Origin of the sequence: Bacillus sp. TH17 (assembly GCF_016651125.1) — a bacterium.
In the GTDB taxonomy this organism is placed as follows: Bacteria; Bacillota; Bacilli; order Bacillales; family Bacillaceae_G; genus Bacillus_A; species Bacillus_A mycoides.
This window is the reverse complement of sequence record NZ_JAEKEN010000001.1, coordinates 2,921,830-2,935,148: the sequence shown is the minus strand read 5'-3', so window position 1 is coordinate 2,935,148 and position 13,319 is coordinate 2,921,830. Positions and strand designations below refer to the sequence as shown.

Below are 13,319 nucleotides of genomic sequence, written 5' to 3'. Positions count from 1 at the left end.
TCAACGTGGAAACAATGTTAAGTGCAACTGCTATTACAAAGTTAAGAGATGGAAAGCTTTTGTTAGCTACTACATATAATGGTTTATTCATTGAAAAAGATGGAGAATGGAAACAGGCTTTAACTGGTTTCCAAAAACGAATTCGAGATTTACATAGTGAAGGTAACGTAGTTTACGGAGTAGGAGACGAAGGAGTTTTTATTCGTAGTATGAATGGTGGAGAAACGTGGACGATCCAGCGCTTTCCAACGAAAGCAACGAGCTGGAATGTATGTAGTAATGAGAATGGAACAGTAATTGCTCATGGAGATAAAACACTGTATCATTCTAATAATTTTGGTTCCACATGGGAGACTATTCAGCCATTTCTTAATTACGGTAGTGAGGCACCATCTATTCGATCATTATTTTTATATAAACATTACTTATTTATCGGTACGAAAATACATACTAAATATGGTGGTGTTTGGCTTTTTGATTTAGAGACACGTAAATTAAAAAGGATTAAAATAGCGATGAATCAGATGATTTCTGCGTTGACTATACATAATTCCTATTTAGTAGCGGCAAGTGGATTGTGCAAGGGGATTAGCGGAAATATTTCTTTTTGCAGAATAAATGAGAGTATCGAAAGTGATAAAATAGGTTGGCATACATGTCAAAGTGAACAAAAAGCGAGTAGTTATTTAGATTTAAGTGTGGATCAACATGTGTTATATACAACGTCAACGCAAAATAAGGCGGGAATTAGCACTGTTTGCCGTGTGCTTCTTGAAGAAGGAATTGTTACAGTATGTGATTCGGTTAAAGGGCATGGTTGGCGCATTGTTAATGAAAAAGAAGGCTATGTTGTAGCTGGATCAGGTGAATTAAAAACGATGCAGTGGAAAAAAGCTGTATAACTTTAAAAAACTTTACTTTTATTATATTGGTATGATATAGTTACTTTAAACCATTTTACTTTTAATAATATAGAGATTTAAATGAGCTGTAACTTCCGAGGAGGATAGCAATGTTAAATCTCCTCTGGGGTTGCAGTTTTTTAATATATGATGTATTATTGTAAAGTGGTTGAAAATGAATATGTACATATAGGTACATTGTAGGAGGATTTTTTAAATGCAAAACGGTAAAGTAAAATGGTTTAACGCAGAAAAAGGTTTCGGTTTCATCGAGGTTGAAGGCGGAGAAGACGTATTCGTTCATTTCTCAGCTATCCAAGGCGACGGCTTCAAATCTTTAGAAGAAGGTCAAGAAGTTACTTTCGAAGTAGAACAAGGTAACCGTGGACCTCAAGCTACAAACGTAAACAAGAAGTAATTATGAAAAAAAGAAGGGCTTGCCCTTCTTTTTTTTGCGTTTTTATTGAATATCCTCCTATGTACATGTAATAATAAGACTGAATTTTTGATTTTTATGCGAAGTTTTTCATGCATAAAGTGCATTAATAAATAAATACTGAAAATAAAGTATGTGTGTGAAAAGGAATTTAGAAAGAGGTAAATAAATTGAAAAACGCTACACACTTCATTGTGTTTGATATTGAAAGGAATTTTAGGCCGTATAAATCAGAAGATCCGTCAGAAATAGTTGATATTGGAGCTGTAAAAATAGATGTGAGTACAATGAAGGTTATTGGAGAATTTTCAGAGTTAGTAAAACCAAGTGCCCCATTAACTCGTCATACAACAAAATTAACTGGAATTACAAAGAAAGATTTAATAGGTGTAGGGAATTTCCCTCAAATTATAGAGAAATTTATTCAGTTCATCGGAGAAGATTCAATATTTGTTTCATGGGGAAAAGAAGATTACCGTTTTCTATCTCAAGATTGTACATTATACGGTGTAGAATGCCCATGTATGGAAAAAGAGAGTAGATTTGATGTGCAAAAATTTGTTTTTCAGGCGTATGAAGAATTATTTGAGCATACACCAAGTTTACAATTTGCAGTGGATCAGCTCCGCTTAACGTGGGAAGGGACGCAGCACCGGGCTTTAGCAGATGCTGAGAATACAGCAAATATCTTTCTGAAAGTATATGGCGAGAGAGATATTAACAAGCGATACAAGAGACATGGTGAGCTTGAACTTGTAAAGAACGGAAAACTAACAGAAAAAGCGAAAAAAAGGATGCGGAAATGGGTGTTTAAAGAACTGAGAAAAAATACAGAGCGTCCTTTTGTATGGAGTGCATTTGAAAGTAGTGACACGTGGGAAAGTATAACGGAAAGATATTATATAAGTGAATCAGCCGTAGAACTTCTGAAAAAACACTTTCCTACTGCGGTGAGAAAAGCGGAGCGGCAGCTTAGGTATTTGGCTGAGATGGAGAAAGTAGTAGAAGAAAGTTAGTAATAAAATTTATTTTATTCATATGTACAACTAGACTTCAGGATTAAGTTGCTGAAGTTTAGTTGGAAAATTCACGGCTTGTCCTGTATTGTTAATGGAATATTTTGTTGTTTTTAGTACGGATATACATAGAAAAGAGTGTAGTTTAATGGAAGCAATCTTTAACATTGTAACCGTTTTAGTTTTTTTGATAATATTTACCACACTATTTGCACTAATTACACTTCCTTTCATAGCAAAGAAGAAGAATTGGAAAAAGCTTAATATATCTTTAACTCGTGGTGTATTAAAGATTAAAATCGAAGAGTAAGGTAAGAGTCTTATACAAGGGAGGTGTGATAGTGATAGACTTGGATATCAAAGACGTCACCGTAAAGATGGAATTAAACGGGGTCTTTTGGAATGAGGATGGGATCGCTGAAATGACGGTGACTACAAAAGAAGAGCATTCTCTTCTTCTTCGTCTAGTAGTTGACTTAGAAAGTAAAACTATTAGGGCGACGAGTGCCGAAATAGTGAATGGATTCTGCCCTCTGTGCAAACAGAAAAGGGACGAATGTAGTGAACTTAATGACTTACAAAACAAAATGGATATTTTAGAAGAAGCTTACGATTGGGTGAGAGAGCATCCAGAATATCGTTTTCAATTATCTTTTTACGAGTACAATAAATTTGAGGTAGTGAAGTGAAATTTTCATTTTAACAACATACATAATGACTAAAAGGAAAAACACCAAAAACTTATAGAAGGACTTGGTCAACTAGAAATATTGAAGTAGATGTCTCTCATGGAAATACGCTTGTACAACAAGGAAGGAATCTGCTTGATTCTACAAGAAATGTCATCTTGGAGCAAAAATATTTTTTGAAAATAAGCATATTTGTTATAAAGAAGAAAAACCGATTCTTAGTAGAATCGGTTTTTAGTATAAATGTCAACTATGTCCCAAATAAAAGAGCGCTTGTTAATAGAGCTCAGTAAAAATAGGTATATGGAAGCATTTATTCGATCCCATTCGGATCATAAGAATACTGCTGTTTATTCTCAATCCGCTCAATTACGTCCTGTAATTCATCCGGCTTCAAAAACTCAATGGGAGAGAAGCCTTTCTCAAACGTAAGTGTATCAGCCTCAATCATTAATACATATCGGTCGTTTACCTTTGCAATATGTATTAGGTCTCCGAAATCAGCAAGCAAAGCCTTCACAGAGATATGATCTGCTTTTAGCTTTAATTCCACTTCAGGGGCGTGCTCGACGATTTGAGCGGTAGCTTCCATTACTTCTTCTGTTGAAAATTGTTCCATAATTTCGCGTTTCGGACTGGCAGCCCATACTTCCATCGCTTGGTCGAACTGTTCACGTTCTTCAGTACCTTCTTCAAATACATCTTCAATTTGGTCGTATACCATGTCCATTACTTGTGTTTTCATAATTTCAGGCATAGAGCGTTCGTATTCGACGAATTTTAAGAAGTCTTCAAAGTAGCGGGCGTGTGATGCTTGGTGTATTTTTAGTTCGCCAGGCTCCACCATACCTTCTTCAGGCATGTATGGGTACTGGATAGATTTCATATTCTTTGTTGTGATGGCCATTTCAACGTTACGAATAAGTGTTGATTCATCAGAAATGGAAGCAACCTTTGGTTCGAAGTCACATTTCATTACGAATACGAATGGATCATCAAAGTATTTGCGTAGTTTTGCTTGAGCGATTAAAAACACACCACCACGTACAGCGCTTGTGTCAAGGTATGTATAAACGAGAGGTTCGCTCATATCTTTGAAGTTTTCTTTTGTTTCTGCAAAGCGAATACGATTAAATAAGTTGTAATGAGGGTTTGAATCGAGTTCATGCCCTTCTTCTACAATAAAGCGACCGATCTTCGTTGGGGCTTGTTCTGTTTTTGCGTGACGTTCTACTTTTCGCTTTGAAATTTTTAATAATTCACCATTCAAAAATTCTTTTAAAGAGCTATCTTCATACTCTTCAGCGTCTAATGTTTGAAAATGTTTATAGCGCTTATCAACTGCTTCACCTTTTCCTTCTACTTGTACTACATAAAAGGAAAGAAAATTTATTTCAAAATCCATATTTATCACCTTGTTTCATTTCATTAACTCTTATCAGTATAGAGATGGAAAAAACTTTCGTCAATTTATATAAGGAAGGGGAAGCCCCTTCCTTATATATTTGTTATTTTCGAAATTAAAATCCGTCTTCTAATGCTGAAAATGGAATATTTAGCCTATTTTCTACTGTACGTAAACGCTGATTTAAGCGGTTTAATCTACGCGTATGACGCTCAACTGTGTTTTCTAGTTGACGTACTCTTTGCTCAAGCTCATTTACTCGTCTTTCTAATTGACGGTTTCCAGTACCAGGGAAAGAGATTGGAAGTTGAAATTGTCGATTTTGATCATATGGATTAACTTGTTCTGTTTGATCTATATATTGTTGGTATTGTGCCTGTAAATCATACTGAGGTTGGTAACCATATTGGTTATATGGATCATAAGGATTGTAGGGATACATAAAAACATCCTCCATTTCTTTATAATAGGTTAAATTCATCATAATGTATGTGCAAAAGCGGAGTAGTGGCACGGCAAATACCTATATACCTGAAGTGAATGATTGTTTTTACCGATAAAAGCTCGGTTTAAGTTGTTAATAATGATCACATATGAGAAAGCGGTATTGCGGTTTCTGAAGCATGCAGGTGAATAGAGAGGTGAAATGAAAGGGTGTTACATTTGTATTTCATCTGTTGAATGGTATATACTGGATGGAGATAGGTTGCATAAAAGTTACAATTTTATCAAACTCGAAAATTTATATAAATATGTATAGACATTTACAAAAGAAAAGAGTAATTTTAATAGAGTAAAAAACAACTTGTAACATTTTCTAAATATATTGTAAAATGATTGTAACAAAAGATACATAAAATGAAATAATACATAAGAAATAATGTTGGGGAAAAGGAGAGAGTATATTGTTCCGAAAAATAAAGGGTATATTAGTAGGGGTGCTATGCGTAGCTGTAGTAAGTGGTTGTGGTACAAAAGTAAGTGATGTGGCATTAGTAAGTGATTTTGGTGGGAATGTTGTAGAGGCTAAGGCTGATGTACAGGATTCAATTAGCTTAGTGGATGGGCGTACTGGTACTGAAGTGAAAAAAATAGACTTATCGAGTTTAGGTTATTTTGAAGATGAGGCGAAATTCAAAAAATCCGTAACGCAGGTTGCAGGTGAAGTCGGGAAAAGTGTTGACAAAAAGATGGTCCCTTCACGTATAGCATCTGATGGATCATGGCAAGAAGGAAAGCCTTCTTTTGAATTAATGGAAAAAGAATTAGTAGATAAATTATTAAACGTTGGTATGTGGGATTCTTCATATCAGTTACCTATCGTTGAGAAAAAGCCTACCGCAACATTAAGTGATGCGCAAGGAAGTGGCACGGTAATTGGTAGATATGAAACGAATTTAGGTGGATCAGCAGGTGGCCGTATTGAGAATATTCGTTTGTCGGCAGCGAGCATAAATGGAGTTGTATTAGCAAAAGGAGACAGTTTCTCTTTCAATGCATTAATCGGTGATACAACGCCAGATAAAGGGTATCAATTAGGTAAAGAAATTGTAGATGGTAAATTAGTAGATGGTTATGGTGGTGGCGTTTGTCAAACATCATCAACGCTATACAATGCAGCAGATCAAGCTGGTTTGAAAATGGTAGAGAGAACTACACATTCTAAAACAGTAGGTTATGTCCCTCAGGGAAGAGATGCTACAATTGCGTATCCATATTTAGATTTAGTATTTGAAAACACGAATGATGCTCCTGTTAAGCTTTATATGGGCATTCAGGGCGGAAAGTTAGTTGCTGAAGTACATAAGATGAAATAAATATGTAGTTAAAGGATAAGAAAGTAAAATATTTATAGTTTCTATAATTGAAGCCATCTCTTCTGAATTTCAGAGGAGATGGCTTTTTGTCATTAATGGCCTTCTTAAAAAACTATGAATTCTGATTTTTCTTATTTACATAGTGTGTTTTTAGTTGTATCCTTCATAGTAACGGCGATGTTAGTTTGTTTTGAAATAAAGGATTAGGAGAGGAAGTTATTCATGGTACAAATTCATCCGAAAACACGTATTGGTCATGTTGCATTTAAAGTAAAAGATCTAGAGCGTCAAATTGCCTTCTATGAAAATGTAGTAGGATTAGAAGTAATTAAACAAGAGGAGAACAAAGCACACTTAGCTGGAAAGGGTGGTAAGAATACGTTACTTGTTCTTGAGCAGTTGGAAGATGCAGCGCTACAAGAACCGCGTACGACGGGTATATATCACGTTGCCTTTTTAGTTCCGACTCGTGAAGCTTTTGCTTCGGCACTATTTGGTGTTATTCGCAATAAAAAGGTAATTGATAGTCCGGCTGAGCAAGAAGGGCGTTATACATATTCAAATGAAATTTTGCCAATTTCAAGATTTAATAGTGCAAGTGATCATACGTATAGTGAGGCGTTTTATTTACAAGATTTAGAGGGGAATGGTATCGAGATTTATGCAGATCGCCCTCGAGGTCAATGGGGAGAAGGGCCAGGGGGAAGTACGCCACTAGATTTAAAAGAACTGGCAACGCTCGTTAATTATGAGTTTGATGGATTACCTGCTGGCACTGTCGTAGGGCACGTCCATTTACGAATAGCTGATGTAGAAAAGTCACATGAGTTTTATGTAGATACAGTAGGTTTTGAAGTACAACAGCGTGAAGATGATTGCTTATTTATTTCGGCAGGAGGGTATCATCACCATATTGGTGCAAATACGTGGAACGGGGTAAATAATCCACATCCACCAGCACATGCAACTGGACTAAAAGTGTATACGATAGTACTACCGCATAAAGAAGCGTTAGATGAAGTGAAAGAAAGATTAATAGAAAAACAACATGAAATAAATGAAACTACAAATGGATTTACTGTAGTAGATCCAAGTGGTATTACAGTGCAGTTTGAAATAGAAGCAGTATAAAAGGAAAAAGGAGCCAGAAAGTGTTTAATCACTTTCTGGCTTGTTTTTGATTATTTAGAGCTCAATCCAATACCTTCTCACAACATTTCCATCTTCTTCAGTGAAATCATCATCACGGAGACCGCCGTTATGTAAAATCGTTTTCTCTGAAGCAGTATTCACTTCGTCGCAAACGACAAGTGCTTTCGTGATGTTTAATTCTTTCGTTTTTTCTAATGATAACTCTAGTAACTTTGTAGCATAACCTTTTCTTCTTTCAGAAGGGCGAATACCATAACCGATATGGCCTCCAGCATTAAATAAATGCTCCGTCAAACTATGACGAATATTAACAGCTCCTACAATTTTATTTTCATTTGTAACAAGCCAATAAGTAGAATCTGGTACCCAAGTTTCAGGAATATTTATTCCGTTATGTGCGTCGTGTAATTCTTGAATCATTGCCGTGAAATTAGAAGGATTTTTTGAAATAACCCATGGAATCATCGTTTCACCGCTATCTTTCCATTCGTTATAAAAATCTAAGTATTCTTCTTGTAAATCAGTAGTAGGTGTAAGTAAAGAGACGTTCATTGTTAGTAAGCTCCTTTTATTTATGTTTTATTTCACAAAAATTATGATATAAAATGAAAGCGTTTCCTTATTTTCTCAACCTCATTTCATGCAACTCATATGCCATTTTTAACTGAAAATAAGTTAGACGTTGAACTTTAAAGTTTTTTTGTATGAGAAGTAGGTTGTTTTATTTATGTTAATATTTAAAATATTAACATAAAATCACTGGGATATTAAATGTATTTTAATAAAATGCTTTTATATCGATGGGTAGATGCATGTGATAATTTTTGTTTTATCTCTCTATAATGAATAAAAGGGGGAAGTGCTCGTGAGCTTACATATTGATTTTATTATAAGAATCGGTGTTGCTGGTTTGTTAGGGGCGATAATCGGTATTGAAAGGGAAATTCGCTCAAAAGAAGCTGGATTAAAAACACATTTCCTAGTAGCCGTAGGGAGTGCTTTAATAATGGTCGTTTCGAAATATGCTTTTTCGGATATTGTGTTTGAAGAACATATGGCTCTTGATCCGAGCCGGATTGCAGCGCAAGTTGTTAGTGGAGTTGGATTTTTAGGTGCAGGTACAATCATTATTCAAAAGCAGGCAGTGAAAGGATTAACGACAGCGGCTGGTTTATGGGCTACAGCAGGAATAGGGCTAGCAATTGGAGCAGGTATGTATGTTGTAGGGATTGGAGCGATGATTCTCGTTTTGATTGGTTTAGAGATTGTAAGTCGTATTTTTAAGGTGCAATTTTTATTTCCGCAAAATATAACAGTGCAAATGTATATAAATAAACACGAAGCGGTACAGCAAATATTAGAAATGCTTCAAGTGAAAGGCATTCCAATACTTTCATATGAAGTGGAAACTTCACAGCAAGATACAGAAATAGTTTATAAGGTAGGAATGCAATTGAAAAATATATCGTCAGAAGAAAAGAATGCATTTATTCAGCATATGCAAACATTGCCGGAAATTACGTTTATAAAGTTAAAATCATAGTGTTGAAATAGAGGATAGATGTAGCAGGAATTTCGCTATTATCTATCCTTTTTTGATATAAATCACATGTGAAGTCAAGTGTTAATTTCGTTTTGAATGGATACATGTGTGAACGTTCCCTTCTTTTTTCTCAATACAGAATAAATAGTCAGAATAGTAAAATAATGGAGCGGGACACTAAAAAATGTAAGGTAGGGGAGAGCATGAAAGGCTATTCAAAAAAAGTTTTAGTAGGGGTAAGTTTTGCTAGTTTAATGTTAGGGAGTTTTCAAGGAAGCATATTGGCGGAAGATACTAAGGGAGAGCAAGTTTCATATCGAAATGTGCTAAAAATGGAGCCGGTTGGTGTACAACTGCCCGTGGAAGAATTAGCTCATTCATCGAAAGTATTAGAAAGCAAGTCTTTTGAGAAAAGGCTACAATTTGCTGATTTATCGCAAAGACCGCCTGAAGTAAAAAAGGAAAGTAAGCAATTAGCTGTAGCAAAAACTTATACAATTGCTGAATTAAATCAATTAAGCAATCAACAATTAGTAGATTTACTTGTAACAATCGATTGGGAGCAAATTACGGGGCTATTTCAGTTTAATAAGGACAGTCTTGCATTCTATCAAAATGATAGTAGGATGCAGGCAATTATTGATAAATTGAAGCAGCAAGGACAGGCTTATACGCAAGACGATTCAAAAGGGATTGAGACATTAGTGGAAGTTTTGCGATCAGGGTTTTATTTAGGGTTTTATAATACAGAATTAAGTAAACTAAATGAAGGTAGCTATCATGACAAGTGCTTACCTGCATTAAAAACGATTGCGAACAATCCAAATTTCAAACTCGGTACGTTAGAACAAAATAAAGTTGTATCATCATATGGGAAATTAATAGGAAATGCTTCGAGTGATGTGGAAACGATAACATCGGCTGCAAAGATTTTTAAGCAATATAATGATAATTTTTCTACATTGGTAGATAATCTTTCAGCTGGAAATGCGATTTACGATATTATGCAAGGTGTTGATTACGATATTCAATCGTATTTGTACGATACGAGAAAAGCACCGAAAGATACAGTATGGTACAAAAAAATAGATAGCTATATTAATGAATTAAGTAGATTCGCGTTAATGGGAACGATTACAGAGAAAAACGGATGGCTTATTAATAATGGCATTTATTATACAGGTAGACTCGGCACATTCCATAGTACAGGGACAAAAGGATTACAAGTTGTAACAGATGCGATGAAAATCTATCCTTATTTAGGTGAGCAATATTTCGTAGCAGCTGAGCAAATTACGACGAATTATGGCGGGAAAGATGCAAACGGTAACGTTGTTAATTTAGATCAAATACGAGAAGATGGGAAGAAAAAGTATTTGCCGAAAACGTATACGTTTGATGATGGTGCAATTGTTTTAAAAGCGGGAGATAAAGTGACTGAGGAGAAAGTTAAACGTTTATATTGGGCAGCAAAAGAAGTGAAGGCACAATTCCATCGTACGGTTGAAAGTGACCAACCGTTAGAAAAAGGAAATCCAGATGATGTATTAACGATGGTTATTTATAATAGCCCGGCTGAATATCAATTTAATCGTCAATTGTACGGGTATGAAACGAATAACGGCGGTCTTTATATAGAAGGAACAGGTACGTTCTTTACTTATGAACGTACGCCAGAAGAAAGTATTTATAGTTTAGAAGAATTGTTCCGACATGAATTCACGCATTATTTACAAGGTAGATATGAAGTGCCAGGACTTTGGGGACAAGGTAAGATGTATGAGAATGAGAGATTATCTTGGTTTGAAGAAGGGAATGCTGAGTTTTTTGCAGGTGCAACGAGAACGGACAACGTCGTTCCAAGAAAGAGTATTATAGGAGGACTATCTTCAAATCCAGCAGAACGTTATACCGCAGAGCGAACGTTAAATGCAAAGTATGGAACGTGGGATTTCTATAATTATTCCTTTGCTTTACAATCGTATATGTACAATAAGAGATACGATATGTTTGATAAAGTTCATGATCTTATTAGGGAAAATGATGTAACAGCATATGATGCATATCGCTCTGCTTTAAGTAAAGATGCGAATTTAAATAAAGAGTATCAAGACTATATGCAAATGTTAGTAGACAACCGTGAGAAATATAATGTTCCGTTAGTGTCAGATGATTATTTAGCAACTCATGCACCGAAACCAGTTTCAGATATTGCCGCAGAAATTACAGCGGAAGCAAAATTAAGTAATGTATCAGTAAAGAAAAATAAATCACAATTCTTTAATACATTTACACTGCAAGGAACGTATACAGGTACTGCTGCAAAAGGAGAAAATGAAGACTGGAAAACAATTACGCAAAACGTTAATGATACGTTAAAACGTTTAAGTGCAAAAGAATGGACAGGCTATAAAACTGTAACAGCATACTTTGTGAATTATCGTGTGAATGCATCAGGGCAATTTGAATATGATGTTGTGTTCCACGGTATTAATACAGAAGAAGGTGCAGTGAATAAAGCGCCGGTCGCGGTTATAAATGGTCCGTATAGCGGACATACGAATGAAGCGATCTCGTTTAAAAGCGATGGATCAAAAGATGAAGATGGGAAAATTATTTCTTATAAATGGGAGCTTGGTGATGGTACTGTAAGTAATGAACAAAATCCAACTCACGTTTATACAAAAGAAGGGACGTATACAGCGAAATTAACAGTAACAGACGATAAAGGGTTAACTAATACTGCTACAACAAGTGTAACGGTTCAAAAGAAAGAAGATAACAGTGTAGAAAAAGAGCCAAATAATTCATTCCAAACGGCAAATAAACTGCAGTTAAATCAAGTTTTACGTGCTAGTTTAGGAAACGGTGATACGAGTGATTACTTTGAAATAAATATAGAAACTGCGAAAAACCTTCAAATTAATGTAACGAAGGAAAATAATATCGGAGTAAACTGGGTTCTTTATTCAGAAGCAGATTTAAATAATTATGTTACGTATGCACAGCAACAAGGAAATAAATTAGTAGGTAGTTACTATACGTATCCAGGGAAGTACTATTTACATGTATACCAGTATGGTGGTGGAACAGGGAATTATACGGTAGAAGTGAAGTGAAAGAAAGGGTCGCCATTCATGGCGACCCTTTTTTGTTATGCGTTATACCCGAATAATTTTAGATTTTCTCCTGAGTCTGAAATTATTTTTTCGAATCGCAATCCTACTTTTTCTAACAGCGTGCCTGAAGCAACATTATCTATAGAAGTAATTGCTACAATTCGTTTCAGTCCGAGCTTTTGTACACCGTATTCGATTACTGCAGCAGCTGATTCATAGCCGTACCCTTTTGAACGGAATTTTTCTAAAAAAGCAAAGCCGATATCAACATCTTCTAATGAATCTCTTTTAATAAGGCCGCACATACCAAGTGGAGTGAAATCTTCTTTTCGTTCAACTAAGTAAAGACCAAAGCCCATTTTATTGTACATATCGACGGGTCCGTTTAAGATGTATTTTTTTGCATCTTCTAAGTTTTTAATGCCTTTATCACCAATAAATTGAATCCATGCAGGATCATTTACTAATTCAAGAATAAACGGAGCATCTTTTACATCGAGCCAGCGAAGAGTGAGTCTTTCAGTTTCAAGAACTATCAATCTATTGCACCACCTTTAAAAGTTATAACAATTAGTATGGATTGTGCGAAATAAAAGTGCAAGTTATTTTAATTGAGAGTTACTGTTCACATAAAGTTCGATTGTTTTGTATAAAAGGATATTTTATAATTAGGATTGATTGTAAAGAGTGAGATACTTATACAATGACTCCTAGGAAACTAGGAGTTTTTACTATATAACTATCATTATTACTAAATATGACACACTACACATTCTACTCAAGGAGGTACATAATGAAGAAATTATATAATGCATCGTTTACTTATTTGATTATCGGTTTATTGTCAGGAATATTTGCTAGGGAGTATGGGAAATATAAAGGGATTTTAGGCTCTACTTTATTAAATCTTTTGCATACGCATACGTTAGTACTTGGCTTTTTCTTCTTTTTAATTGCTTTAGGATTAGCGAAAGTATTCGCGTTTCATGAAGTGAAAGGATTTAATAACTGGTTTATTTTACATAATATCGCATTAACTTTAATGTTAGGATCGCTGGCAGCGAGAGGACTTCTTCAACTAAATGGAGCGGACTTTAAAGGGTTAACTTATATTGTAGGGTTCTCTCATTCTATGATGGCATTTACTTTAGTTTGGTTTATGATTTTATTGAAAAAATCGTCTAAAATATAGTTTTAAAAAAGAACTTGTAGGGAATACTGCAAGTTCTTTTTTGTATAT

General features: G+C 35.0%; 13 protein-coding genes. 9 read left to right on the top strand and 4 right to left on the bottom strand.

From position 1 onward, the window contains the following. Positions 1–5: 5 nt before the first annotated feature. The 4 genes from JFT95_RS14950 (at position 6) to JFT95_RS14935 (ending at position 3,043) form a co-directional block, all read left to right on the top strand. Positions 6–902, top strand: coding sequence for a WD40/YVTN/BNR-like repeat-containing protein (locus tag JFT95_RS14950; protein WP_201052691.1), 897 nt, complete (start codon positions 6–8; stop codon positions 900–902). Positions 903–1,119: 217 nt separating this feature from the next. Beyond that, positions 1,120–1,320, top strand: coding sequence for a cold shock-like protein CspB (gene cspB, locus JFT95_RS14945; RefSeq protein ID WP_001179147.1), 201 nt, complete (start codon positions 1,120–1,122; stop codon positions 1,318–1,320). Between the two features lie 188 nt (positions 1,321–1,508). Next, positions 1,509–2,354 (top strand): exonuclease, encoded by an 846-nt coding sequence (locus JFT95_RS14940; RefSeq protein ID WP_201052689.1) that lies wholly within the window; start codon positions 1,509–1,511, stop codon positions 2,352–2,354. A 341-nt stretch (positions 2,355–2,695) separates the two neighbouring features. After that, positions 2,696–3,043, top strand: a complete 348-nt coding sequence (locus JFT95_RS14935) for a hypothetical protein (protein WP_033709368.1) — start codon at positions 2,696–2,698, stop codon at positions 3,041–3,043. 313 nt (positions 3,044–3,356) lie between these two features. Here the strand turns inward: JFT95_RS14935 and JFT95_RS14930 are convergent, their stop codons facing one another. Both JFT95_RS14930 and JFT95_RS14925 read right to left on the bottom strand, forming a co-directional pair. Next, positions 3,357–4,448, bottom strand: coding sequence for a DUF3900 domain-containing protein (locus JFT95_RS14930; protein WP_002014380.1), 1,092 nt, complete (start codon positions 4,446–4,448; stop codon positions 3,357–3,359). Between the two features lie 115 nt (positions 4,449–4,563). Then, a complete protein-coding gene (locus JFT95_RS14925; RefSeq protein WP_002087720.1) occupies positions 4,564–4,890 on the bottom strand; it encodes a hypothetical protein in 327 nt (108 codons plus the stop codon). A gap of 463 nt (positions 4,891–5,353) precedes the next feature. Here JFT95_RS14925 and JFT95_RS14920 point away from each other — a divergent pair, with 463 nt between their 5' ends. Continuing rightward, on the top strand, positions 5,354–6,265 hold the full coding sequence (locus tag JFT95_RS14920; RefSeq protein WP_012261373.1) for a VanW family protein: 912 nt from the start codon (positions 5,354–5,356) through the stop codon (positions 6,263–6,265). 222 nt (positions 6,266–6,487) lie between these two features. Further along, positions 6,488–7,396 (top strand): VOC family protein, encoded by a 909-nt coding sequence (locus JFT95_RS14915; protein WP_201052688.1) that lies wholly within the window; start codon positions 6,488–6,490, stop codon positions 7,394–7,396. A gap of 54 nt (positions 7,397–7,450) precedes the next feature. Here the strand turns inward: JFT95_RS14915 and JFT95_RS14910 are convergent, their stop codons facing one another. Further along, on the bottom strand, positions 7,451–7,969 hold the full coding sequence (locus tag JFT95_RS14910; RefSeq protein ID WP_002033611.1) for a GNAT family N-acetyltransferase: 519 nt from the start codon (positions 7,967–7,969) through the stop codon (positions 7,451–7,453). Between the two features lie 313 nt (positions 7,970–8,282). Here JFT95_RS14910 and JFT95_RS14905 point away from each other — a divergent pair, with 313 nt between their 5' ends. Together JFT95_RS14905 and colA are read left to right on the top strand one after the other, a co-directional pair. Beyond that, entirely contained in the window at positions 8,283–8,960 is a 678-nt protein-coding gene (locus JFT95_RS14905) for an MgtC/SapB family protein (RefSeq protein ID WP_201052686.1), read from the top strand. 203 nt (positions 8,961–9,163) lie between these two features. After that, positions 9,164–12,079: a collagenase ColA gene (gene colA / locus JFT95_RS14900; protein ID WP_201052684.1), complete on the top strand. Its 2,916-nt coding sequence runs from the start codon at positions 9,164–9,166 to the stop codon at positions 12,077–12,079. A gap of 35 nt (positions 12,080–12,114) precedes the next feature. Here colA and JFT95_RS14895 read toward each other — a convergent pair whose 3' ends face one another. Further along, positions 12,115–12,618, bottom strand: a complete 504-nt coding sequence (locus JFT95_RS14895) for a GNAT family N-acetyltransferase (RefSeq protein ID WP_201052683.1) — start codon at positions 12,616–12,618, stop codon at positions 12,115–12,117. 254 nt (positions 12,619–12,872) lie between these two features. Here JFT95_RS14895 and JFT95_RS14890 point away from each other — a divergent pair, with 254 nt between their 5' ends. Continuing rightward, positions 12,873–13,271, top strand: a complete 399-nt coding sequence (locus tag JFT95_RS14890) for a DUF2871 family protein (RefSeq protein ID WP_002033617.1) — start codon at positions 12,873–12,875, stop codon at positions 13,269–13,271. Positions 13,272–13,319 lie beyond the last annotated feature (48 nt).

Bases quoted from the DNA above. Each gene is read 5' to 3' on its own strand.
- cspB (WP_001179147.1), top strand. From the start codon at position 1,120: ATGCAAAACGGTAAAGTAAAATGGTTTAACGCAGAAAAAGGTTTCGGT.
- JFT95_RS14930 (WP_002014380.1), bottom strand. From the start codon at position 4,448: ATGGATTTTGAAATAAATTTTCTTTCCTTTTATGTAGTACAAGTAGAA.
- JFT95_RS14925 (WP_002087720.1), bottom strand. From the start codon at position 4,890: ATGTATCCCTACAATCCTTATGATCCATATAACCAATATGGTTACCAA.
- JFT95_RS14915 (WP_201052688.1), top strand. From the start codon at position 6,488: ATGGTACAAATTCATCCGAAAACACGTATTGGTCATGTTGCATTTAAA.
- JFT95_RS14910 (WP_002033611.1), bottom strand. From the start codon at position 7,969: ATGAACGTCTCTTTACTTACACCTACTACTGATTTACAAGAAGAATAC.
- colA (WP_201052684.1), top strand. From the start codon at position 9,164: ATGAAAGGCTATTCAAAAAAAGTTTTAGTAGGGGTAAGTTTTGCTAGT.
- JFT95_RS14890 (WP_002033617.1), top strand. From the start codon at position 12,873: ATGAAGAAATTATATAATGCATCGTTTACTTATTTGATTATCGGTTTA.